This window comes from Enterobacter sp. TCD1-1 (assembly GCF_020567405.1).
GTDB classification, from domain to species: domain Bacteria; phylum Pseudomonadota; class Gammaproteobacteria; order Enterobacterales; family Enterobacteriaceae; genus Enterobacter; species Enterobacter quasiroggenkampii.
The window spans coordinates 69,699-94,860 of sequence record NZ_JAJCXF010000006.1 but is presented as its reverse complement, the minus strand read 5'-3'; the positions used below and the strand labels follow the sequence as shown (position 1 = coordinate 94,860).

The following is a 25,162-nucleotide window of genomic DNA, read 5'->3' as shown; positions in this document are numbered from 1 at the left end:
CGGGCCTACAAAACCCTGCCCCCCTCTTCGTTCCCCCCTATATGTTGACCTGCGTCTCATAATTCACATTTTGCCTTCCAGGGTGATTCTCAATCACGCCATGTTACCCGTATCATTCTCGTGGGCACTAAACACACTCATAACAGCCGACTAAACTTAATCGTTTAAAAGGCATCAGTATTAGTGCCGTTACTTCTCTGTTCCCAGTTGGGACAATCGGAATTTGTCGTTGAAACAATGACGTTACCCATAACAATTCAAAGGCCAGGTAAATCATGCCATTAGTCATCGTTGCTATCGGTGTTGTGTTATTACTGCTCTTGATGATCCGCTTCAAAATGAACGGATTTATCGCTCTGGTTCTGGTGGCACTTGCAGTCGGTCTGATGCAGGGGATGCCGCTGGTGAAAGTTATCAGCTCGATTAAAGCCGGTGTCGGCGGCACGCTCGGCAGCCTGGCGTTGATCATGGGCTTCGGCGCCATGCTCGGTAAAATGCTGGCGGACTGCGGTGGCGCCCAGCGTATTGCCACCACGCTTATCGACAAATTTGGTAAGAAGAACATTCAGTGGGCAGTGGTGTTAACCGGCTTTACCGTCGGTTTCGCGCTGTTCTATGAAGTGGGCTTCGTATTGATGCTGCCGCTGGTGTTCACTATTGCGGCTGCCGCGAGCATCCCGCTGCTGTATGTCGGTGTGCCTATGGCCGCGGCGCTGTCCGTGACCCACGGCTTCCTGCCGCCGCACCCGGGTCCAACCGCTATCGCCACCATCTTCCACGCGGATATGGGTAAAACCCTGCTGTTCGGTACGATTCTGGCGATCCCGACGGTGATTCTGGCAGGTCCGGTTTATGCCCGCTTCCTGAAAGGGATTGATAAGCCTATCCCGGAAGGTCTGTACAGCGCCAAAACCTTCACCGAAGAAGAGATGCCTGGCTTTGGCGTCAGCGTCTGGACCTCTCTGGTACCGGTGATCCTGATGGCGATGCGCGCCGTGGCAGAGATGATCCTGCCGAAAGGTCATGCGTTCCTGTCCGTGGCGGAATTCCTGGGTGATCCGGTGATGGCAACGCTGATTGCCGTGCTGATCGCGATGTTCACCTTCGGTCTGAACCGTGGCCGCTCGATGGATCAGATCAACGACACGCTGACCTCTTCCATCAAAATCATTGCCATGATGCTCCTGATCATCGGCGGTGGCGGTGCGTTCAAACAGGTTCTGGTCGACAGCGGCGTGGACAAATACATCGCCGCGATGATGCATGAAACCAACGTGTCGCCGCTTCTGATGGCCTGGTCTATTGCCGCAGTTCTGCGTATTGCGCTGGGCTCTGCGACCGTTGCGGCGATCACCGCCGGCGGCATCGTTGCGCCGTTGATTGCCACCACGGGCGTAAGCCCTGAGCTGATGGTTATCGCCGTCGGTTCCGGTAGCGTGATTTTCTCTCACGTTAACGACCCGGGCTTCTGGCTGTTCAAGGAGTACTTCAACCTGACGATCGGTGAAACCATCAAGTCCTGGTCCGCGCTGGAAACCATTATTTCGGTGTGCGGTCTGGTCGGGGTGCTGCTGTTGAATATGGTGGTCTGATGCCCTAAGTCGGGTGGCGGCTACGCCTTACCCGACCTACATGAGCACTACCGGATCATAAAAAACCCGCCACTGGCGGGTTTTTTTATTACTTCTTCCCGGCAGCTTTTCGCCGCTTATCCAAATCCTTAATCAGCCTGTTCACCCCGTCATCGGCAAACATCGCCTCAAGCGTGGTGGACAGCTTGCGACGCCAGTTCTTGTACTGATAGCTGGTGCCCGGGATGTTCACCGGCTCCGCCATATCAATCCAGTCTTCCGGCTGCAGGCCCAGCAGGGCGCTATTGCTGTCGGCAATGTAACGCTGCAAACCACGGTTGAGGGTCGCGGTCATCGACATCAGCGACGCCTTATGCCCGGCACGTTTCGGCAGACAGCCCTGCTTGTGCAGCGCATCCAGCAGCCCCTGTTTGGAGAGTTCGCGATCCTGATACAGGCCGCGTAACACCTCTTCATCAGGATACAGGCCCAGCGTTTTGCCAAGGGTCAGATCGCCGCTTTCCCAATAGCCACGAAGCGTAGGAAGGTCATGCGTCGTCGCGACTGCCATTGACTGTTCAGGGTACGCTTGCGGCGCGCGGAAGGTTTTCTCATGGTCGTTTTCAAAATAGAGCACTTTATAGGAGTAGACGCCGCTGTCGCGGAGTTTGCTGACAATTTCCACCGGCACGGTACCGAGATCTTCACCGATCACCATGCACTGATGACGCTTGCTTTCCAGAGCCAGGATCGACAGCAGATCGTCAACCGGATACTGCACGTACGCCCCGTGGTCCGCCGTTTCACCGTACGGGATCCACCACAGGCGCAGCACGGACATCACGTGGTCAATACGCAGCGCGCCGCAGTTCTGCATGTTCGCGCGCAGCAGGTCGATGAACGGCTCGTAGGCGCGCGCCGCCATGACGTGCGGATCCATCGGCGGTAATCCCCAGTTCTGGCCCAGCGGGCCCAGGATATCCGGTGGCGCCCCCACGGAGGCCTTCAGGCAGTACAGCTCACGGTCGCACCAGGTTTCCGCGCCGCCCTCCGCCACGCCCACGGCCAGGTCACGGTACAGGCCAATCGGCATTTTATAGCCCTGGCTCACCTGCCAGCAGGCGGCAAACTGGCTGTACGCCAGCCACTGCAGCCACAGGTAGAAGTCCACTTCATCGGCATATTTTTTACAGAACGCTTTCACGTCCGGCGTGTCGACGGATTGATACGCTTCAGGCCAGACCGGCCAGCCCCAGCGCATTTCGTCCTCTTTCACCTGATACGCATGCAGCGCATCAAACGCCGCCTGCCAGTACAGGCTCTCGCCCTCCTGCGTCACGAACTGGCGGAACGCCGCCATCTGCTCGTCATCGCGCTGCGAAAAGCCTTTCCACGCCAGGCGCAGCGCGGCCATTTTCAGCGCCGTGACGGTGGAGTAATCCACCCAGTCGGCTTCGCGCGCCTGCTTCAGCGCCTGCTGCGTGGTGCTGAGTTTCCACCAGGCCTGCGCCTCCTGGCTGTTTTTGAAGTCATCTAAGGCGTTAACGTCGATATAAATCACGTTCAGCCAGCGACGGGACGACGGGCTGTACGGGCTGGCGCTCTCCGGGTTGGCCGGGTAGAGGGCGTGGATCGGGTTGAGGCCGATAAACGCGCCGCCGCGCTCGCCCACGGATGCCAGCATGTTCTTCAGATCGCCAAAATCACCGATGCCCCAGTTGCTGTCGGAACGCAGCGTATAGAGCTGCACGCAGGCGCCCCACAGCTTTTTGCCTTCAAGCAGCGCCTGCGGCTCGTAGCAGCGTTTTGGCGCGACGATCACCCGGCAGTGGAAACGCCGATCGTCCTGGGTGAGCGTCAGGGTGTGATAGCCCTCCGGCAGCTTCGCCGGAAGGTTTAGCGTTTTGCCGCCGGTGGCGTGGCCTTTGTGCTGATGTCCCTCTTCGGTCGTGAGCAGCCAGCTAAACTCGCCGCGCCCCTCCACCGCGAGCGGCATCTTTTTACCTGCTGTGAATACCTTCACGTTCGGCACCGGCGCAGCCGACGCTTTCGCGTCGGTTTTGTGCATAGCGTCCAGCAAACGTCTTTTGGTGTCGGCGCCAATAGACTGTGGTTTGCCGTGAGCATTAATGTAACTGAGGCTAATTCCCGCCGCCTGCGCGGCACTGTCCAGACGTTTACTCTCCATCGCGCTTCCTTAGCGTTTTGCCTGCCAGATACGGGCCTGATAATCACGGATTGAGCGGTCAGAGCTGAACATACCGCAGCGCGCGGTGTTCAGGATGCACGCGCGGGTCCACGCTTCCTGGTCGCGATACAGCACATCGACCTGTTTTTGCGCGTCGACATAGGCCGTAAAGTCCGCCATCACCAGATACGGGTCACCGCCGTGTTTGTCCATGCTGTGCAGCATCTGGTCAAACGCGTGCTTGTCGCCGTCGCTGTATTTGCCGCTCTCCAGCTCCTTCAGCACCGCGTCCAGCACTTTGTCTTTCTTACGCCACTTCACCGGGTCGTAGCCTTTGGCCTTGATGGCTTTCACCTCTTCCACGGTGTGGCCGAAGATAAAGATATTCTCTTCGCCCACCTTCTCGGCGATTTCGACGTTGGCCCCGTCGAGCGTGCCGACGGTCAGCGCGCCGTTCAGCGCCAGCTTCATGTTGCCGGTACCGGAGGCTTCTTTCCCTGCGGTTGAGATCTGCTCGGAGATATCTGCCGCCGGGATCAGCATTTCAGCCGCCGAGACGCAGTAATCCGGCAGGAACACCACCTTCAGCTTGTCGCCCACTTTCGGATCGCTGTTGATCGCCGACGCCACTTTATTGATGGCGAGGATGATGTTTTTCGCCAGGTAGTAGCCCGGCGCCGCTTTCGCACCGAACAGGAACACGCGCGGAACGCGATCGGCCTGCGGGTTCTCGCGGATCTCTTTGTACAGCGCCAGAATGTGCAGCAGGTTCAGGTGCTGGCGTTTGTACTCGTGTAGACGCTTGATCTGAATATCGAAAATCGCATTCGGGTTGATCTCAATCCCGGTACGCACTTTCACAAACTCCGCCAGGCGAACCTTGTTCTCCAGCTTGATCGCCCGGTACTGCTCGCGGAATGTCGCGTCGTCAGCGTATTTTTCCAGGTTGATGAGCTGGTCCAGATCGTTGGCCCACTCTTTCTTCAGGGTCTTGTCCAGCAGGCCCGCCAGCAGCGGGTTGCACTGCTTGATCCAGCGACGCGGCGTGATGCCGTTGGTCACGTTGTGGAATTTGGTTGGCCACAGCTGGTGGTATTCCGGGAACAGATCTTTGACCACCAGATCCGAGTGCAGCGCCGCCACGCCGTTGACCGCGAAGCCGCTCACCACGCACATGTTCGCCATGCGTACCTGCTTATCGTGAACCACCGCCAGCTTCGCCCAGACCGCCTTGTTGCCCGGCCAGGTTTTATCCACGAGCTTTTTAAACTGGTCGTTAATTTTGTTGATGATCTGCATGTGGCGCGGCAGCAGCGTTTTCACCAGCTTCTCATCCCAGCACTCCAGCGCTTCTGGCATCAGCGTGTGGTTGGTGTAGGCAAAGGTACGGCTGGTAATGGCCCAGGCGTCGTCCCAGCTCAGCTGATGCTCGTCGATCAGCACGCGCAGCAGTTCCGGGATGGCAATGGTCGGGTGCGTGTCGTTAAGCTGAATCACTTCGAAGTCCGGCAGCTGCGCCAGCTTGCGGCCCGCCAGGTGATGGCGACGCAGAATGTCCGCCACGGAGCAGGCGCACTGGAAGTACTGCTGCATCAGGCGCAGCTTTTTACCGGCCAGGTGGTTGTCGTTCGGATAGAGGACTTTGGTCAGCTTCTCGGCGTCGATGCCCTGCTGCTCGGCCCGCAGGAAATCGCCGTCGTTGAATTTAGTCAGGTTAAACGGGTGGGCGTGTTTCGCCTGCCACAGACGCAGCGGCTGCGCCACACCGTTACGGTAGCCAAGCACCGGCAGATCCCAGGCTTCGCCGGTGATGGTGAACGCCGGTTCCCAGAGACCTTGTTTCGTCACTTTCCCGCCGATGCCAACCTGCACGTCAAGCTGCGCGTTATGGCGGAACCACGGATAGGTATTGCGATGCCAGTCATCCGGCGCTTCCATCTGGTGACCGTCAGCAAACGACTGACGGAACAGGCCGTACTGGTAGTTCAGACCGTAGCCAATCGCCGACTGGCCGACGGTCGCCATGGAGTCAAGGAAGCAGGCCGCCAGGCGTCCCAGACCGCCGTTGCCCAGCGCCGGGTCAATCTCTTCTTCCAGCAGGTCGGTCAGGTTAATGTCGTGTTCTTTAAGGACGTCACCGACCTCCTGATACCAGCCGAGGTTCAACAGGTTGTTGCCCGTCAGACGGCCAATCAGGAATTCCATTGAAATGTAGTTTACATGGCGCTGGCCTTTTACCGGTTTTGCCAGGGGTTGAGCATCCAGCTGCTCTGCGAGCGCACCGCTCACTGCCTGCCACCACTGGTGAGGCGTCATCTCGTTTGCAGCATGAAGGCCAAAACGCTGCCACTGACGCGTCAGGGCAGCCTGGAATTGAGCTTTGTTGAAGGTAGGCTGTGACATAGGGGATCGGCATCCTTTAGAAAGAAAACACAAGTTGGCGCTAGTGTGCCTGGCTCATTTCCCCTCTTCCTCCTCCCGAGGGGGATTAGACAGGGAGGAGTAGCGGGGATGAGCAGAAAAGTGTGATCAAGGCCACTCTCAGAGCATAGTTCGAGTGTGCCCGGAAGATAAAAAAGTAACCGAGGAGAATGTCAAAGAAATGAAATGCGGTTTCGGGTGAAATTAAACCCCGCCGAAATAATTACTTACGTAGAATAATATTTCGGCAATCGGGAAATCGCTAAGGAGATTATTAATCTCCCTTAACTTTACCAGAAGTATATTAAATTCGACGTCACTATCCCTTTCTGAAACCAGTTTCAGCGCAGCCGCAGCACAGCCATACAAGCCAGCGTTGACGGGGCATCAAAGACCTTTTCAGAAAGTTCCCTCCTCTGCCTGAATGTTTTGTGACAGAGTGCAAATTCACAGCCACCAAATCCAGACATAACTTGCAATAGTTAACTTATTGGCCGACCTTATAACCATTAATTACGAAGCGCAAAAAAAATAAAATCTCTCGTTCCCCACAGTGAAGTGAAACCTATGTTGATTCCGTCTAAATTAAGTCGCCCGGTTCGTCTTGACCACACAGTGGTCCGCGAGCGTCTGTTGGCTAAACTTTCCGGCGCGCATAATTTCCGACTGGCGCTGGTTACGAGCCCTGCAGGTTATGGAAAAACAACGCTCATTTCGCAATGGGCCGCAGGTAAGAGCGATCTTGGCTGGTACTCTCTTGATGAGGGCGATAACCAGCAGGAGCGCTTTGCCAGCTATCTGATTGCCGCGATACAGCAAGCCACCCATGGACACTGCGTTGCCAGTGAGGTGATGGTGCAAAAGCGCCAGTACGCCAGCCTGTCCTCCCTTTTCTCTCAGCTGTTTATCGAACTGGCTGAATGGCATCGCCCGCTTTACGTGGTGATTGATGATTACCATCTCATCACTAACCCGGTGATTCATGAATCAATGCGTTTCTTCCTGCGCCATCAGCCGGAAAACCTGACGTTAGTAGTGCTGTCACGCAACCTGCCGCAGCTGGGTATTGCCAACCTGCGCGTGCGCGATCAGCTTCTGGAAGTGGGTAGCCAGCAGTTGGCCTTTACCCACCAGGAAGCAAAACAGTTCTTTGACTGCCGCCTGACCTCACCCATTGAGGCCGCTGAAAGCAGCCGCCTGTGTGATGACGTCGCGGGCTGGGCCACGGCGCTGCAGCTCATCGCCCTCTCTGCCCGGCAAAACAACAGTCCAGCCCATCAGTCAGCGCGGCGTCTGGCCGGCATCAACGCCAGCCACCTCTCTGATTACCTGGTGGACGAGGTGCTGAACAGTGTCGATCCCTCGACGCGTAATTTCCTGCTGAAAAGCTCGCTGCTGCGCTCCATGAACGATGCCCTCATCGTGCGGGTGACGGGCTGTGAAAACGGTCAGCTGCAGCTCGAAGAAATTGAACGTCAGGGCCTTTTCCTGACGCGCATAGACGATCCCGGCGAGTGGTTTAGCTATCATCCGCTGTTTGGTAGCTTCCTGCGCCAGCGCTGTCAGTGGGAACTGGCGGTTGAACTGCCGGAGATCCACCGCGCCGCTGCCGAAAGCTGGATGGCACAGGGCTTCCCGAGCGAGGCCATCCACCACGCGCTCGCTGCCGGGGATGCCAGCATGCTGCGCGATATCCTCCTCAATCATGCGTGGGGCCTGTTTAACCACAGCGAGCTGACGCTGCTGGAAGAGTCCCTCAAAGCCCTGCCGTGGGAAAGCCTGCTGGAGAATCCGCGTCTGGTGCTGCTGCAGGCCTGGCTGATGCAGAGCCAGCATCGCTACAGCGAAGTGAACACCCTGCTGGCGCGTGCCGAGCAGGAGATGGAAAGCGAGATGGATACCACCCTGCACGGCGAGTTCAACGCGCTGCGCGCTCAGGTGGCCATTAACGATGGCGACCCGGACGAAGCGGAACGGCTGGCGATGGTCGCGCTGGATGAACTGCCGCTGGCCAACTTCTACAGCCGCATCGTGGCGACCTCCGTACACGGCGAAGTGCTGCACTGCAAAGGTGACCTCACGCGTTCGCTTTCACTGATGCAGCAAACCGAACAGATGGCGCGTCGTCATGATGTCTGGCACTACGCGCTGTGGAGCCTGATCCAGCAGAGCGAGATTTTATTCGCGCAGGGGTTCCTGCAGGCTGCCTGGGAAAACCAGGAAAAAGCGTTCCAGCTGATTCGTGAACAGCACCTGGAACAGTTGCCGATGCACGAGTTCCTGTTGCGTATTCGCGCTCAGCTGCTGTGGGCATGGTCGCGTCTGGATGAAGCAGAAAGCTGCGCCCGCCAGGGTGTGGATGTTCTTTCCAGTTTCCAGCCTCAGCAGCAGCTTCAGTGTCTGGCGCTGCTGGTGCAGTGCTCGCTGGCGCGCGGCGATCTCGATAACGCCCGCAACCATCTTAACCGCCTGGAAAACCTGCTCGGCAACGGTCAGTATCATAGCGACTGGGTGTCAAACGCCGATAAGGTCCGGGTGATTTACTGGCAGATGACCGGCGATAAAAAATCCGCCGCCAACTGGCTGCGTCAGACGCCAAAACCGGAATTTGCCAACAACCACTTCCTGCAGAGCCAGTGGCGCAACATTGCCCGCGCGCAGATCCTGCTCGGTGAATTAGAGCCCGCTGAGATTGTACTGGAAGAGCTGAACGAGAACGCGCGCAGCCTGCGCCTGATGAGCGATCTGAACCGCAACCTGCTGCTGCAGAACCAGCTCTACTGGCAGGCGGGTCGTAAAAACGATGCCCAGCGCGTGCTGCTGGAGGCGCTGCAGCTGGCAAACCGCACCGGGTTTATCAGCCACTTTGTGATTGAAGGTGAAGTGATGGCCCAGCAGCTGCGTCAGCTTATTCAGCTCAACACGCTGCCGGAGCTGGATCAACATCGCGCCCAGCGCATTCTGCGCGAGATTAACCAGCATCATCGGCACAAGTTCGCGCATTTTGATGAGAACTTCGTTGAACGTCTGCTGAACCACCCGGAAGTGCCGGAGCTTATCCGCACCAGCCCGCTCACCCAGCGCGAATGGCAGGTTCTGGGGCTGATCTATTCAGGCTACAGCAACGAGCAGATTGCCGGCGAGCTGGCGGTGGCGGCGACCACCATCAAAACGCATATCCGCAACCTGTACCAGAAGCTGGGCGTGGCGCATCGTCAGGATGCGGTACAGCATGCACAGCAGCTGTTGAAGATGATGGGATACGGAGTGTAATTCATTGCCCGGCGGCGCTACGCTTGCACGGGCCTACGGGTGTTGTAGGTCGGGTAAGCGCAGCGCCACCCGACACAACCGTTAGCACAATTCCAGCTGCAAATTATTATCTTTAATCACCTGCATCACGCCCGCTGGCGGCATCACGTCGGTATAGACCGCATCCACCATGCTGATGCTGCCCATGTTCACCATCGCGTTACGGCCAAACTTCGAATGATCCACCACCAGCATCACGTGGCGCGAGTTTTCAATGATCGCGCGCTTGGTGCGTACCTCGTGGTAATCAAACTCCAGCAGCGAGCCGTCGCTGTCGATGCCGCTGATCCCCAGAATGCCGAAGTCGAGGCGGAACTGGGAGATAAAATCGAGGGTGGCTTCGCCAATAATTCCGCCGTCGCGGCTGCGCAGCTCCCCACCCGCGAGGATGATGCGGAAGTCGTCTTTCTGCATCAGGGTGTTAGCCACGTTCAGGTTGTTGGTGACCACGCGCAGGTTCTCATGATCCAGCAGCGCATGGGCGACCGCTTCCGGCGTGGTGCCGATATCAATAAACAGCGTCGCCCCGTTCGGGATCTGGCTGGCGACCTTGCGGGCAATACGCTCTTTCTCCGCCGTCTGCGTGGCTTTACGGTCGTGCCAGGAGGTGTTAACCGAGCTGGACGGCAGCGCCGCGCCACCGTGGTGGCGAAGAATACGGTTCTGATCGGCCAGGTCGTTCAGGTCACGACGGATGGTTTGTGGGCTGACGGCAAACTGCTCCACCAGCTCTTCGGTGCTGACGTATCCCTGTTTTTTTACCAGTTCGATAATGGCGTCATGACGTTGTGTTTGTTTCATCAATTATCCCTGAAAATTATGTTCGTTTTCGCGCATGGAGCGTGTCGGCAAAGGCCATCGCCAGCCCCACGGCCAGCCCGGCGACGTGCGCACCGTTGGCGATAGACATACCAAACAGATCAAACCATCCGGCAATTAGCCATATTAACGCAAAGGTTATTAATCCGCGTTGCAGATAGATGCCACTTTCCGGGTCGCGCTCCCCGCGAAGCCAGACGTAGCCCATCAGGGCATACACGACACCCGACAGCCCGCCGAACCACGGCCCGCTGAACTTGTGCTGCACGTAGCCGCTTAACAGGGCGCTGATGATGGTGATAACGATCAGCTTGCCGCTGCCCAGACGCTTTTCAACGGCACCGCCGAGATACCACCACCAGAGCAGGTTAAAGAGGATATGCATCACCGAGAAGTGCATCAGCGCGTGGCTAAAGTAGCGCCAGACGTCAAACTCAAGAGACGGGTCATAAGGCCACGCCAGGGCAATCATCACGCTCTGGTCGCCGACCACGTTCATGATAATGAAGACAATGATGCAGGCCGCCATCAGCAGCAGCGTAAACGGGCCCGCGCGCTCGCGAATGGTGGCGAGGAAGGGAAAGCGGCTGTAGTGCAATCCGCTGCCGGTCTGGCCGGATTGCCAGCTGGCCGCGAGATAGCGCGGGTCGCCAGGGTTCTCAAGAAAACGCGCCAGCTCCTCGTTTACCCGCCCGGCCTGGCTCTCATCGGCCAGCCAGACGTCGGTCTGCGTATGTTGCTGAATAGTCAGAATAACGCCCTGCGTCGCCATATGGTCGACAAACGCCTGGGCGACGCGCGGGTTGGTAAAAGAGGTGATCATCAACATGGGTAGCGGTCGCTTATTTCCACACAAAAGGGGACAGTATAGCGGGATCAGCGCTCAAAAGCGTATTCCACTTCCGCCGGGAAATGACGATGCCAGGCATCGAAACCGCCGTCGACGCTATAAACCGCGTCGTAACCCTGCTGAAGCAGGTACTGCGCCGCGCCTTTGCTGCTGTTGCCGTGATAGCACATGACCATCACTGGCGTGTCGAAGTCGTTATCGCGCATAAACGCGCCCAGCGTGTCGTTGGTGAGATGGAACGCGCCCGGCGTATGGCCCATCGCAAAACTCTGCGGATCGCGGATGTCCACCAGCACCGCTTTTCCCTGGTGCATCTTCTGGTGGGCTTCTTCTACGTTAATACATTCAAACTGATCCATGGTGTTCTCTTTACAGTGGTCAACGACAAGATTTTACCCCGTAGTGTACGTCCTGGCGGCGGGTAAACGCCATTATGTTATCCATATCACTCTAAATTGTTTTTTTGATGTTACCAAAAGCGCGTTCCTTTGCTATTATGAGCGATATCGAACATTTCTGAGCTTTAACGAAAGTGCGTGAGGGTGTTATGGAAACCAAAGATCTGATTGTGATAGGCGGTGGCATCAACGGTGCCGGTATTGCGGTCGATGCCGCAGGACGCGGTTTATCCGTACTGATGCTGGAAGCTAACGATCTCGCCTGCGCGACGTCGTCCGCCAGCTCCAAACTGATTCACGGTGGCCTGCGCTACCTGGAACACTACGAATTCCGCCTGGTCAGTGAAGCGCTGGCCGAACGTGAAGTGCTGCTGAAAATGGCCCCGCATCTGGCGATTCCGATGCGCTTCCGCCTGCCCCATCGCCCGCATCTGCGTCCGGCGTGGATGATCCGAATTGGTCTGTTTATGTACGATCATCTGGGTAAACGCACCAGCCTCCCGGGTTCGAAAGGTTTGCGTTTTGGCTCAGAATCGGTCCTTAAGCCTGAAATCGTGCGCGGATTCGAATATTCCGACTGCTGGGTGGACGATGCCCGCCTGGTGCTGGCGAACGCGCAGATGGTTGAGAAGAAAGGCGGCGAGGTGAAAACCCGCACCCGCGCGACCTCTGCCCGTCGTGAAAACGGCCTGTGGATTGTCGAGGCGGAAGATATCGATACCGGCGAGAAATTCAGCTGGAAAGCGCGCGGCCTGGTGAACGCCACCGGCCCGTGGGTGAAACAGTTCTTTGACGAGGGCATGCATCTGCCTTCCCCGTACGGCATCCGCCTGATCAAAGGCAGCCACATTGTGGTGCCGCGCGTGCATACCCAGAAGCAGGCGTACATTCTGCAGAACGAAGACAAGCGCATCGTGTTTGTGATCCCGTGGATGGACGAATTCTCGATCATCGGCACCACCGACGTGGAGTACAAAGGCGATCCGAAGAACGTCGAGATCGACGAGAGCGAAGTGAACTACCTGCTTAAAGTGTATAACGCGCACTTTAAGAAACAGCTGTCGCGCGACGACGTGGTCTGGACTTACTCCGGCGTGCGTCCGCTGTGCGATGACGAATCTGACTCACCGCAGGCCATCACCCGCGACTATACGCTCGATATTCACGACGTTGACGGTCAGGCGCCGCTGCTGTCCGTGTTTGGCGGCAAGCTCACCACCTACCGCAAGCTGGCCGAGCACGCGCTGGAAAAACTGGCGCCGTACTACAAAGGCATTGGCCCGGCATGGACCAAGGGCGCGGTGCTGCCCGGCGGTGATATCGGCGATAACCGCGATGATTACGCCGCGAAGCTGCGCCGTCGCTTCCCGTTCATCACCGAAGGGATGGCGCGCCACTATGCCCGCACCTACGGCAGCAATACCGAGCTGTTCCTGGGCGATGCGAAGGACATTGCGGATCTGGGCGAGCATTTCGGCCACGAGCTGTACGAAGCCGAGCTGCGTTACCTGGTTGAGCACGAGTGGGTGCGTCGTCTGGATGATGCTATCTGGCGCCGTACCAAAGAAGGGATGTGGCTCAACGCCGAACAGCAGTCTCGCGTGGCACAGTGGTTACTGCAACATGCGGGAAAGCGTGAGCTGTCGCTGGCGTCCTGATGTGAAAAAATGCCCGGTGGCGCTACGCTTACCGGGCCTACGGGATCAACCAGGCCGGGTAAGGCGAAGCCGCCACCCGGCTTTGTTTTTACAACCTCACCGGATCAATATGCCAGATCGTCTCGGCATACTCCTTGATGGTCCTGTCTGACGAGAAATAGCCCATATTGGCGATGTTGTACATCGCGGCGCTGGTCCACTTCTCCGGCTGGCGATACAGCTCGTCCACCTTGTCCTGACAGTCCACGTAGCTGCGGTAATCCGCCAGCACCTGGTAGTGATCGCCAAAGTTAATCAGCGAATCCACCAGATCGCGGTAGCGGCTCGGTTCATCAGGGCTAAACACGCCGGTCGCGATCTGCGTCAGCACCTGACGCAACTCTTCATCCTCTTCGTAATATTGACGCGGCGAGTAGCCTTTCCTGCGCAGCGCCTCCACCTCTTCCGTCGTATTACCGAAGATAAAGATATTGTCTTCGCCCACGTGCTCCAGCATCTCGACGTTCGCCCCGTCCAGTGTGCCGATGGTCAGCGCGCCGTTGAGGGCAAACTTCATGTTACTGGTGCCGGATGCCTCCGTCCCCGCCGTGGAAATCTGTTCAGAGAGATCCGCCGCCGGGATGATCAGCTGCGCCAGGCTGACGCTGTAGTTTGGAATGAACACCACCTTCAGCTTGTCGCCAATGTCCGGATCCTGGTTAACCACCTTCGCCACGTCGTTGATGAGATGAATAATGTGCTTCGCCATGTAGTAGGCCGACGCCGCCTTACCGGCGAAGATCTTCACGCGCGGCACCCATTCGGCCGTCGGATCGGCCTTGATGCGGTTGTAATGGGTGATTACGTGCAGCACGTTCATCAGCTGACGCTTGTATTCATGGATGCGTTTGATCTGAACGTCGAACAGCGCTTTCGGGTTTGCCACCACGTTGAGGTGCATCGCCAGCCAGACCGCCAGACGTTTTTTGTTCAGCAGCTTGGCTTCGCGCACGGCTTTGTTCACCGTCGGGAAATCAATATGCTGTTCCAGCTCGCTCAGCTGGCTCAAATCGGTACGCCAGGTGCGGCCAATATTCTCGTCCAGTACCTCAGAGAGCGGCTGGTTGGCCAGCGCCAGCCAGCGGCGCGGGGTGACGCCGTTGGTCACGTTGCAGAATCGCGTCGGGAAGATCTTCGCGAAGTCCGCAAACAGCGACTGCACCATCAGGTTCGAGTGGAGCTCGGACACGCCGTTGACCTTGTGGCTGATGACAACCGCCAGCCAGGCCATGCGCACGCGACGACCGTTCGACTCATCAATGATGGACGCGCGGCTCAGCAGGCCGGTATCGTTCGGATACTGCTCCTGCAGCGTCTTGAGGAAGTAGTCGTTAATCTCAAAGATAATCTGCAGATGGCGCGGCAGGATTTTGCCGAGCATGTCCACCGGCCACGTCTCCAGCGCTTCGCTCATCAGCGTGTGGTTGGTGTATGAGAACACCTGACAGGTCACCTCAAAGGCGTCATCCCAGCTGAACTTATGCTCGTCGATCAGCAGGCGCATCAGTTCCGGAATAGAGAGCACCGGGTGGGTGTCATTAAGGTGGATCGCGGTTTTCTCCGCCAGGTTGGCGTAGGTTTTGTGCAGCTGATGGTGGCGGCTAAGGATGTCCTGAATGGTCGCCGAAACGAGGAAGTACTCCTGACGCAGGCGCAGCTCGCGGCCCGAGTAGGTCGAGTCATCCGGGTACAGCACGCGGGACACGTTCTCGGAGTGGTTTTTATCCTCCACCGCCGCGAAGTAGTCACCCTGGTTAAATTTCCCGAGGTTAATTTCGCTACTGGCCTGGGCACTCCACAGGCGCAGCGTGTTGGTGGCGTCGGTGTCGTAGCCGGGGATAATCTGGTCGTAGGCCACGGCCAGGATCTCTTCCGTTTCCACCCAGCGGGATTTTTTCCCTTCCTGCTGAATACGTCCGCCAAAGCGCACCTTGTAGCGCGTGTTGTGGCGCTTGAACTCCCACGGGTTGCCGTACTCCAGCCAGTAGTCCGGGGACTCTTTCTGACGCCCGTCGACGATGTTCTGTTTGAACATGCCGTAATCGTAGCGAATACCGTAGCCGCGGCCCGGCAGCGCCAGCGTCGCCAGCGAATCAAGGAAGCAGGCGGCGAGACGTCCCAGACCGCCGTTACCGAGGCCCGGGTCGTTCTCTTCGTCGATCAGTTCTTCTAAATCTAACCCCATCTCTTCCAGTGCGGTTTTGACGTCGTCATAAATACCGAGCGACAACAGCGCATTGGACAGCGTGCGGCCAATCAAAAATTCCATCGACAGGTAGTAAACCTGACGCGTCTCCTGCGAGAGCTGGGCGCGGTTTGAGCGCAGCCAGCGTTCAACTAAGCGGTCACGCACGGCAAACAGGGTGGCGTTCAGCCACTCGTGCTTGTTGGCAATAACCGGATCTTTCCCGATGGTGAACATCAGCTTGTAGGCGATGGAGTGCTTTAACGCCTCAACGCTGAGCGTGGGTGAAGAGTAGCTAAATGGAGCGTTCATATCAGTAACTTCGCCTCGTTACATCAAGCGTTGATAGAGATCGCGGTATGACTGCGCCGCGACATGCCAGCTAAAGTCCATGGACATCGCCTGACGTTGTACGTAACGCCACAGCGATGGACGGGACCACAAGACGAAAGCACGCCGAATCGCCCGAAGCAGCGACCAGGCATTACTGTCCTCAAAGACAAATCCGCTGGCGATACCGTCCGCCAGGTTTTCCAGAGAGCTGTCGGATACGGTATCCGCCAGTCCGCCCGTGCGGCGTACCAGCGGCAGGGTGCCGTATTTCAGGCCGTACAGCTGCGTCAGGCCGCAGGGTTCGAAACGGCTTGGCACCAGAATGACGTCCGCGCCGCCCATAATGCGGTGCGAGAACGCTTCGTGGTAGCCAATCTGCACGCCCACCTGCCCCGGGTGTTCCGCGGCGGCGGCAAGGAAACCTTCCTGCAGCACCGGGTCGCCCGCGCCGAGCAGCGCCAGCTGTCCGCCCTGCTCCAGTAAACCGGGCAGCGCCTCCAGCACCAGATCCAGCCCTTTCTGGCTGGTCAGGCGGCTCACAACGGCGAACAGCGGCACTTTGTCGTTCACCTTCAGGCCCATCGCAATCTGCAGCTGGCGTTTGTTCTCCGCTTTGTCTTCCACGGAATCACGACCGTAGCGCGCCGCCAGCAGGAGATCGGTTTCCGGGCTCCAGATCTGTTCATCCACGCCGTTCAGAATGCCCGACAGGCGGCCTTCGCGATGGCGCTGCTGCAGCAACCCTTCCATGCCGTAGCCAAACGCCGGCTGGGTGATCTCACGCGCGTAGGTTGGGCTCACCGCCGTGATGTGATCGGCGTAGTACAGCCCCGCCTTCAGGAACGAGATCTGCCCGTTAAACTCCAGACCGTGCATGTTAAAGAACGACCATGGCAGATCGATGTCATTCATGTGATGGGCGTAGTACATCCCCTGATACGCCAGGTTATGCACGGTAAAGACCGATTTCGCCGGGTGGCCGCGTGCGGCGAGATACGCCGGGGCAAGCCCGGCGTGCCAGTCGTGCGCGTGCACCACGTCCGGACGCCAGAACGGATCCAGCCCCGTCGCCATTTCGGCGCCGACCCAGCCGAGCAGCGCAAAGCGCAGCACGTTGTCGGTGTAGGCGAACAGGTTCGTATCGTGATACGGGCTGCCCGGGCGATCGTATAAATGCGGCGCGTCGATCAGGTAAATCCCTACGCCATTGTAATGTCCAAACAGCAGGGTAATGCGTCCGGCAAACGTTTCACGGCGGGTCACCACTTTCGCATCAGGTATACCGCGCCGGATATCCGGAAAGGCGGGCAGCAGGACTCGGGTATCCACGCCTCCGGCGATTTGCGCCGCCGGTAATGCGCCAAGCACATCTGCCAGTCCGCCCGTTTTTAATAACGGGAACATCTCAGAACATACGTGTAAAACCTGCATCATCGCTCCTGTTTGATCTGCAGCTTCCGCAACATTTCCCGTGTGACTAACACGATCCCCTCTTCCGAACGGTAGAAACGACGCGCGTCTTCTTCCGCATTCTCCCCAATTACCATCCCTTCAGGGATGACGCAGGCACGGTCGATCACGCAACGACGCAGACGACACGAGCGCCCTACCCAGACATCCGGCAACAAGACTGCCGAATCGATATTACAGAATGAATTTATCCGCACACGCGGGAACAGCACCGACTGCACCACCACCGAACCGGAGATAATGCACCCGCCGGACACCAGCGAGTTCAGCGTCATACCGTGGCTGCCGGAGCGGTCCTGGACGAACTTGGCCGGCGGCAGCGACTCCATATGGGTACGAATCGGCCAGTTCTGGTCATACATATCCAGTTCAGGCGTAACCGATGCCAGATCGAGGTTCGCTTTCCAGTACGCTTCCAGCGTGCCCACATCGCGCCAGTAGGGTTCCGCATTCGGGTCGGACTGCACGCAGGACAGCGGGAAAGGATGTGCATACGCCATGCCAGCTTTGGTGATTTTCGGAATGATGTCTTTACCGAAGTCGTGGCTGGAGTTTTCGTCTTTGTCGTCTTCTTCCAGCAGCTCATAAAGATAATCTGCGTCAAAGACATAGATCCCCATGCTGGCGAGTGATTTGGTGTCATCGCCCGGCATGGTTGGCGGGTTCGCCGGTTTTTCAACGAAGTCGATAATTTTGTCGTCCGCATCCACGTGCATGACGCCAAACGCCGTCGCTTCAGCAACGGGCACAGGCAGACACGCCACGGTGCAGCGCGCCCCTTTTTCGACGTGGTCGATCAGCATGTGGGAGTAATCTTGCTTGTAGATGTGGTCCCCGGCGAGGATCACGATGTATTCCGCGTTGTAGCGACGAATGATGTCGAGGTTCTGGGTCACCGCATCCGCTGTCCCGCGATACCAGTTCTCGCCGTGGACGCGTTGCTGCGCAGGAAGGAGATCGACAAACTCGTTCATCTCTTCGCTGAAGAATGACCAGCCGCGCTGGATATGCTGAACCAGCGTGTGCGACTGATACTGCGTAATGACGCCGATGCGGCGAATGCCCGAGTTCAGGCAGTTGGAGAGCGCAAAGTCGATGATACGGAACTTACCACCAAAGTGAACAGCCGGTTTGGCGCGCTTGATGGTCAAATCTTTCAGACGGGTACCACGCCCGCCCGCAAGTATCAGGGCAACCGTTTTTAATGGTAGCTGGCGTGCCAACATTAAGGGATCGTTCTTCTCTAATCTAACCATGACTAACTCCTTTTTTATCATCTTTGGAATACGCACACTCCGTGCGCAGGCCCGTGCCAGACAGCCATTACTACCGGATTATCCGCTCCGGCAAAGGGAGGAACGGCGCGCCATTCCCCTTCAGGTAAAACAATCTCTGCGACGTCATCCGTCGCGTTCAGCGTGACCAGCCATTTATCCGACAGCAGGATTTGCAGGCGTGGTACGCCGTGTTGCCACTCTTGCGCGCTTAACGGTTGCGCGTCTTTATTCAGCCAGCGAACATTGCCGTCACCCTCTTCCCACCAGCTGTTGGCGGTCAGCGCGGGGATCTGCTGGCGAAGATGGATCAGCGCAGCGGTAAAATGAATCAGCCCGCTGTTGGCTTCACCCCAGTCGAGCCAGGTTAAAGTGTTGTCCTGGCAATAGGCGTTGTTGTTACCGTGCTGGCTATGACCATGCTCATCGCCTGCCAGCAGCATCGGCGTGCCCTGCGACAGTAAAAGCGTTGTCAGCAGCGCATGAACGCTGGCGCGTCGCCGCTCTATCACATCCAGACTTCCGCCTAACCCTTCTATACCATGATTGAAGCTATGGTTATTGTTAGTGCCATCGCGATTCTCTTCGCCGTTCGCCTCATTGTGTTTCTGATTGAAACAAACGCAGTCCCTGAGCGTAAAACCGTCGTGCGCCGTCAACAGATTGACGGTGGCCGAAGGGCGTTTGCCGTCGCGCTTAAAGAGATCGCTCGACGCGGCAAACCGCCCGGCAAATTCCCCCAGCGACAGGTTCCGTTCCAGCCAGAAGCGGCGCACGGCGTCGCGGTAGTGGTCGTTCCACTCGGCAAACAGCGGCGGGAAATTCCCGACCTGATAACCGCCTTCACCGATGTCCCACGGCTCGGCAATGAGCTTCACCTGCGAGAGCACCGGGCAGTTTTTTATCGCCTCAAACAGCGGCGCCTGCTGGCTGAACGCCGGCGTGCGCCCCATCACCGGAGCCAGGTCGAAACGAAAACCGTCGACGTGGTACGTCTCTACCCAGTATTTCAGGCATTCATACGCAAAATGCGTGACCGCCGGATGGCTGAGATTGAGCGTGTTGCCGCAGCCGGTCCAGTTCTCGTAATCGCCATCCTGCCTGATCCAATAATAGCTACGGTTATCAATTCCGCGCATGGAGAGCGTCGGGCCGTCGAGATCGCTTTCTGCGCTGTGGTTCAGTACCACGTCCAGAATGACCTCAATGCCCGCCGCGTGGAGCGCCTTCACCGCATCGCGGAACTCGTCCCGCGCCTTTTCCGGATGGACGGCATAGCGCGGTTCGAGCGCGAACATCGCCAGCGGGTTGTAGCCCCAGTAGTTGCTTAGCCCCAGCCGCTGCAGGCGCGGCTCGCTGGCAAAATGGGCGACGGGGAGCAGTTCCAGGGCGGTGATGCCGAGGTGTTTCAGGTAGGCGATCATGGTGGGATGCCCGAGCGCCTTGTAGGTGCCGCGCATCTCTTTGGGGATCGACGGATGCAGGTAGGTCAGCCCTTTGACGTGGGCTTCATAAATAACCGTATTGCCCCACGGCGTGTGCGGCGGGGCATCGTCTTCCCAGTCATAAAGATCGTTCACCACCACGCTTTTTGGCGCGACGGGCGCGCTGTCGCGGTGGTCAGGCTCGCCGTAGCCCACGTGGAAGAGCGGGTCATCTTTAAATTCGCCGTCCACGCGGTGCGCGCACGGGTCAATCAACAGCTTCGCCGGGTTAAACCAGTGACCTTGCGCCGGATCCCACGGACCGTGTACGCGAAAGCCGTAGTGCATGCCGGGCCGCCCTCCGGCCAGGTAGCCGTGCCAGGTATCCCCCGTGCGCGAGGGTAAATCGTAACGGTGCTCGTTACCTTCCCCGTCAAACACGCACAGTTCTACCCGCTCGGCGTGAGCGGAAAAGAGGGTGAAATTGACCCCCTTTCCGTCAAAACGCGCCCCGAGCGGTTCGGGTTTACCTGCCGTAAGCTGCGTCATTCGCCCTCCCGCATCAGCCAGATGGTGCCAAGCGGCGGCAGCGTCAGGCTCAGGGAGTTGGGTCGCCCGTGGCTTTCAATGGCGTCGCTCTGTACCAGCCCACCGTTACCGGCGTTGCTGCCGTGGTAGTGCATCGAGTCGGTATTCAGAATTTCACGCCATTTGCCCGGCTGGTTAATGCCGAAGCGGTAGTGTTCACGCGGCACCGGGGTGAAGTTGCTGGCGACGATGATCTCGTTACCCGCCTTGTCACGACGCACAAAGACAAACACCGAGCGCTCATGGTCGTCCACCACCAGCCATTCAAAGCCGTACGGATCGAAGTCGAGCTCGTGCAGCGCTTTGTGGTGGCGATAGGTCAGGTTCAGATCGCGCACCAGACGCTGCACGCCGTGGTGCCAGTTGTCGCCGCCTTCCAGCAGATGCCAGTCGAGGCTGGCGTCATGGTTCCACTCGCGCCCCTGGGCGAACTCATTGCCCATGAACAGCAGTTTCTTGCCCGGGAAGGCAAACATCCAGCCGTAATAGGCGCGCAGGTTGGCAAACTTCTGCCACGCGTCGCCCGGCATGCGGTCGAGAATCGATTTTTTACCGTGTACCACCTCATCGTGCGACAGCGGCAGCATGAAGTTTTCGGTGTAGTTGTAGAGCATCCCGAACGTCAGCTTATCGTGATGATACTTACGGTGAACCGGATCCAGCTTCATGTAGTCGAGCGTGTCGTGCATCCAGCCCAGGTTCCACTTATACCAGAACCCCAGGCCGCCCAATGTCGGCGGACGGGAGACGCCCGCAAAGTCGGTGGACTCTTCCGCCATAGTCACGGCACCGTCCACCTGCTCGCCGATAATGCGGTTGGTATTACGCAGGAATTCAATCGCTTCCAGGTTTTCGCGGCCACCAAACTCGTTCGGGATCCACTCCCCCTCTTTGCGGCTGTAGTCGCGGTAGATCATCGACGCCACCGCATCCACGCGCAGGGCATCGATGCCAAACCGCTCGATCCAGTACAGGGCATTCCCGACCAGGTAGTTTGAGACCTCACGGCGACCGTAGTTGTAGATCAGCGTGTTCCAGTCCTGGTGATAGCCTTCGCGCGGATCGCTGTGCTCGTACAGCTTCGTACCGTCAAACTCTGCCAGCGCGAAATCATCCGCCGGGAAATGGCCCGGCACCCAGTCGAGGATGACGTTCAGCCCGGCGGCGTGCGCGGCATCAATGAAATAGCGGAAGTCATCGCGGGTGCCGAAGCGGCGGGTCGGCGCATACAGCCCGGTGGGCTGATAGCCCCAGCTGCCGTCGAACGGGTGCTCGTTGACCGGCAGCAGCTCCAGGTGGGTAAAGCCCATCCATTTGGCGTACGGGACCAGCTGGTCGGCAAGCTCCCGGTAGCTGAGCCAGAAATTGTTATCGGTGTGGCGACGCCAGGAGCCGAGATGGACTTCATAGACGGAGATCGGCGCATCAAAGCGGTTGGCCTGCTTACGCTCCTCCGTCTGGATAACCTTCTCCGGCAGGCCGCAAATCAGCGACGCGGTATCCGGGCGCATCTGCGCTTCGAAGGCATACGGGTCGGCTTTAATGCGCAGCTTGCCGTGGGCGTCAATCATCTCGAATTTATAAAGCTGCCCGTGGTGCGCCCCGGGGATAAACAGCTCCCAGATGCCGGTTTCCCGACGCAGGCGCATCGGGTGACGGCGGCCATCCCAGTAGTTGAACTGGCCGACAACGGAGACGCGCTGGGCATTGGGCGCCCACACGGAGAACCGCGTGCCGGTAATGCCGTCCATGGTATCGGCATGGGCACCCAGCGTTTCATAAGGGCGAAGATGCGTCCCTTCGGAGAGCAGCCAGGCATCCATCTCTTTAAGCAGAGGGCCAAAGCTGTAGGGATCGTCAATCAGGTTTTGCTGACCGTGCCAGAGAACGGCGAGCTGATAGCGAAAAGGATTTTTACGACGGGGCATCACGCCCGAGAAGAAGCCACGGGAATCGAGGCATTCAAGGTTACCGACCTTGCGGCCGGTTTTGGGTTCAATCACCCAGACTTCTGTGGCATCCGGTAACAGTGCCCGAACTTCCAGACCGGCCTCAGTACGGTGCATCCCAAGCACAGAAAAGGGGTCAGCGAAATGACCCGCAATAAGCGCATTAATCACGTCTCTATCCACACGATCGGACATGGTATTCATCCTGTTTTTTATGTCGTCCTTTTTAAGCGCTCCGGGACGACTTTTAATGTGACCTGAACGGGACAGCACAAAAATGTGCATCCATTCTGCTCCGCTCGAACCTCAGGTAAGAAATGACTCTTCCTTAAAGCATAGCCAACGCTCTAGATGACTCCTGATAAAAAATAAGACATACGCGTGTTACTCCATGTAGTACGCAAAAAAAAGGGGTGAAAATCACCCCTGGTATTTAACAAATTATTACGCCAGCTGGCGCAGCATGCGGCGCAGCGGTTCGGCGGCGCCCCACAGGAGCTGGTCACCGACGGTGAACGCGGAGAGATACTCCGGCCCCATGTTCAGCTTACGCAGACGGCCAACCGGCGTGGTCAGCGTGCCGGTTACCGCTGCCGGGGTCAGCTCGCGCATAGTGATATCGCGATCGTTTGGTACCACTTTCGCCCACGGGTTGTGCGCGGCCAGCAGCTCTTCCACGGTCGGAATAGACACATCTTTTTTCAGTTTAATGGTGAAGGCCTGGCTGTGGCAGCGCAGTGCGCCGATACGTACGCAGAGACCGTCAACTGGAATGGTGTTCGCGGTATTGAGGATTTTGTTGGTCTCAGCCTGGCCTTTCCACTCTTCGCGGGTCTGGCCGTTATCCAGCTGCTTGTCGATCCACGGGATCAGGCCACCGGCCAGCGGTACGCCAAAGTTATCCACCGGCAGCTCGCCGCTGCGGGTCAGCTGGGTCACTTTACGCTCGATATCCAGAATAGCGGATGCCGGGTTTGCCAGCTCGGTCGCAACGCTCTGGTGCAGCTGGCCCATCTGGGTCAGCAGCTCGCGCATGTGACGCGCACCGCCGCCGGACGCCGCCTGGTAGGTCGCCACGGAGACCCACTCCACCAGATCCTGCGCGAACAGGCCGCCGAGGGACATCAGCATCAGGCTGACGGTGCAGTTACCGCCAACAAAAGTTTTCACGCCGTTGTTCAGGCCATCGGTGATCACGCCTTGGTTAACCGGGTCGAGAATGATGATGGCATCGTCTTTCATGCGCAGCGACGAGGCCGCGTCAATCCAGTAGCCCTGCCAGCCGCTTTCACGCAGCTTTGGATAGATTTCGTTGGTATAATCGCCGCCCTGGCAGGTCACAATAATGTCGAGCGCCTTCAGCGCTTCCAGATCGTAAGCATCCTGCAACGTGCCTGTGGTACCACCAAAGGACGGAGCAGCCTGGCCGAGCTGAGAAGTGGAGAAGAAGACCGGGCGGATAGCGTCGAAATCGCGCTCTTCAACCATGCGTTGCATGAGTACAGAGCCGACCATACCGCGCCAGCCGATAAAACCAACGTTTTTCATAGCATTTTTTCCTGCTGAGGGTGTGTGCTGATTGTGCAAGCCAGTATTGAACTGGGATATGCTTCACATTACAAAATGCTGCCAAAGTCGCAAGCGAAATTAATCGATGATTGCCCGGCAATCAGAAATACAGCTAATTATCATAATAACCTTAGAGAGTTTCAGGGATAATTTACATGAGTGAAATCATTTCCGCCGCGGTTTTATTGATCCTGATTATGGATCCCCTGGGCAACCTGCCCATCTTCATGTCGGTGCTAAAACACACTGAGCCTAAGCGTCGCCGGGCGATCATGATCCGCGAGCTGCTCATCGCCCTGCTGGTGATGTTTATCTTCCTGTTTGCGGGTGAAAAAATTCTCGCATTCCTGAACCTGCGTGCCGAAACCGTGTCGATTTCCGGCGGGATTATTCTGTTCCTGATTGCCATTAAAATGATTTTCCCGAGCGCGGAAGGCAGCAGCAGCGGCCTGCCTGCGGGTGAAGAGCCATTTATTGTGCCGCTGGCGATCCCCCTCGTCGCGGGTCCGACCATTCTGGCCACGCTGATGCTGCTGTCGCATCAGTATCCGAATCAGATGAGCCATCTGGTGATTGCCCTGCTGATTGCCTGGGGCGGGACGTTCATTATCCTGCTGCAGTCGTCCCTGTTCCTGCGCCTGCTGGGCGAAAAAGGGGTAAACGCGCTGGAGCGCCTGATGGGGCTGATTCTGGTCATGATGGCAACGCAGATGTTCCTGGACGGGATCCGGGCGTGGATGAAGGGATGACGTTCTCCCTCTCTCTGTGGGCTGAAGGATCCCCAGTAATTTTTTGACCTGAAGCGATGAACGTTTCTTCGCCAAAATTAATGACTTACAGCGACACCCTGGTCCGGCTGTAAATCGCCGAAGCGTTTCCGTAAGGCCGGGGCGAGGCGCAAGGATGCGCCGAGAGGGCGTGGCCTGCAGGGATGCAGGCTCATGCCCGACCCGATAGCCTGAAGGAATAAGCTGAGGGGACCGCGAAGCGGCGATTTACCGCCGGGAGCCCGGGTCGCCAGGGTGGTGGCGATTGAGCCACCCTGGCACGTTCACCGGTCATGTCGTTACAGAGTAGCAAGGAACATAAAGTGAACGGAATGACCTCCACAGCC

Annotated in this window: 15 protein-coding genes; 4 read left to right on the top strand and 11 right to left on the bottom strand. The window is 57.8% G+C overall.

What is annotated here, in order from left to right; genetic code table 11:
- Window positions 1-275 precede the first annotated feature (275 nt).
- Window positions 276-1,592, top strand: a complete 1,317-nt coding sequence (gntT, locus tag LJA86_RS19345; RefSeq protein WP_024907902.1) for a gluconate transporter — start codon at window positions 276-278, stop codon at window positions 1,590-1,592.
- An 88-nt stretch (window positions 1,593-1,680) separates the two neighbouring features.
- Here the strand turns inward: gntT and malQ are convergent, their stop codons facing one another.
- Complete coding sequence (gene malQ / locus LJA86_RS19340; RefSeq protein WP_229226599.1) at window positions 1,681-3,759, bottom strand: 4-alpha-glucanotransferase; 2,079 nt, start codon at window positions 3,757-3,759, stop codon at window positions 1,681-1,683.
- 9 nt (window positions 3,760-3,768) lie between these two features.
- Window positions 3,769-6,162 carry a maltodextrin phosphorylase gene (gene malP / locus LJA86_RS19335; RefSeq protein WP_229226598.1) on the bottom strand — a complete coding sequence of 798 codons (2,394 nt, stop codon included), beginning with the start codon at window positions 6,160-6,162 and terminating at the stop codon, window positions 3,769-3,771.
- 585 nt (window positions 6,163-6,747) lie between these two features.
- On the opposite strand from malP, the gene malT reads away from it, so the two are divergent.
- The gene (malT, locus tag LJA86_RS19330) at window positions 6,748-9,453 is read left to right on the top strand and encodes an HTH-type transcriptional regulator MalT (protein WP_229226597.1); all 2,706 of its coding nucleotides are present in this window, start codon (window positions 6,748-6,750) and stop codon (window positions 9,451-9,453) included.
- A gap of 81 nt (window positions 9,454-9,534) precedes the next feature.
- Here malT and LJA86_RS19325 read toward each other — a convergent pair whose 3' ends face one another.
- Genes LJA86_RS19325 through glpE form a run of 3 tightly spaced genes read right to left on the bottom strand, consistent with a single transcriptional unit; the run spans window position 9,535 to window position 11,520 of the window.
- The gene (locus LJA86_RS19325; protein ID WP_008503060.1) at window positions 9,535-10,293 is read right to left on the bottom strand and encodes a DeoR/GlpR family transcriptional regulator; all 759 of its coding nucleotides are present in this window, start codon (window positions 10,291-10,293) and stop codon (window positions 9,535-9,537) included.
- A gap of 16 nt (window positions 10,294-10,309) precedes the next feature.
- Window positions 10,310-11,140: a rhomboid family intramembrane serine protease GlpG gene (gene glpG / locus LJA86_RS19320; RefSeq protein ID WP_229226596.1), complete on the bottom strand. Its 831-nt coding sequence runs from the start codon at window positions 11,138-11,140 to the stop codon at window positions 10,310-10,312.
- Between the two features lie 47 nt (window positions 11,141-11,187).
- Window positions 11,188-11,520 carry a thiosulfate sulfurtransferase GlpE gene (glpE, locus tag LJA86_RS19315; protein WP_008503062.1) on the bottom strand — a complete coding sequence of 111 codons (333 nt, stop codon included), beginning with the start codon at window positions 11,518-11,520 and terminating at the stop codon, window positions 11,188-11,190.
- A gap of 188 nt (window positions 11,521-11,708) precedes the next feature.
- On the opposite strand from glpE, the gene glpD reads away from it, so the two are divergent.
- Entirely contained in the window at window positions 11,709-13,217 is a 1,509-nt protein-coding gene (glpD, locus tag LJA86_RS19310) for a glycerol-3-phosphate dehydrogenase (protein WP_048027712.1), read from the top strand.
- Window positions 13,218-13,305: 88 nt separating this feature from the next.
- Here glpD and glgP read toward each other — a convergent pair whose 3' ends face one another.
- The 6 genes from glgP to asd form a co-directional block, all read right to left on the bottom strand.
- The gene (gene glgP, locus LJA86_RS19305) at window positions 13,306-15,753 is read right to left on the bottom strand and encodes a glycogen phosphorylase (RefSeq protein WP_025910282.1); all 2,448 of its coding nucleotides are present in this window, start codon (window positions 15,751-15,753) and stop codon (window positions 13,306-13,308) included.
- 18 nt (window positions 15,754-15,771) lie between these two features.
- Window positions 15,772-17,205, bottom strand: a complete 1,434-nt coding sequence (glgA, locus tag LJA86_RS19300; RefSeq protein WP_008503065.1) for a glycogen synthase GlgA — start codon at window positions 17,203-17,205, stop codon at window positions 15,772-15,774.
- Window positions 17,205-18,500 (bottom strand): glucose-1-phosphate adenylyltransferase, encoded by a 1,296-nt coding sequence (gene glgC / locus LJA86_RS19295; RefSeq protein WP_008503066.1) that lies wholly within the window; start codon window positions 18,498-18,500, stop codon window positions 17,205-17,207. The genes glgA and glgC overlap by 1 nt, the downstream gene beginning before the upstream one ends.
- 17 nt (window positions 18,501-18,517) lie before the next feature.
- On the bottom strand, window positions 18,518-20,491 hold the full coding sequence (gene glgX, locus LJA86_RS19290; RefSeq protein WP_229226595.1) for a glycogen debranching protein GlgX: 1,974 nt from the start codon (window positions 20,489-20,491) through the stop codon (window positions 18,518-18,520).
- Entirely contained in the window at window positions 20,488-22,674 is a 2,187-nt protein-coding gene (gene glgB, locus LJA86_RS19285; RefSeq protein ID WP_229226594.1) for a 1,4-alpha-glucan branching enzyme, read from the bottom strand. Before glgB ends, glgX begins: the two co-directional genes overlap by 4 nt.
- Before the next feature lie 249 nt (window positions 22,675-22,923).
- A complete protein-coding gene (gene asd / locus LJA86_RS19280; RefSeq protein ID WP_024908885.1) occupies window positions 22,924-24,027 on the bottom strand; it encodes an aspartate-semialdehyde dehydrogenase in 1,104 nt (367 codons plus the stop codon).
- Between the two features lie 176 nt (window positions 24,028-24,203).
- Here asd and yhgN point away from each other — a divergent pair, with 176 nt between their 5' ends.
- Window positions 24,204-24,797 (top strand): NAAT family transporter YhgN, encoded by a 594-nt coding sequence (gene yhgN / locus LJA86_RS19275; RefSeq protein WP_003861574.1) that lies wholly within the window; start codon window positions 24,204-24,206, stop codon window positions 24,795-24,797.
- Window positions 24,798-25,162: the final 365 nt, after the last annotated feature.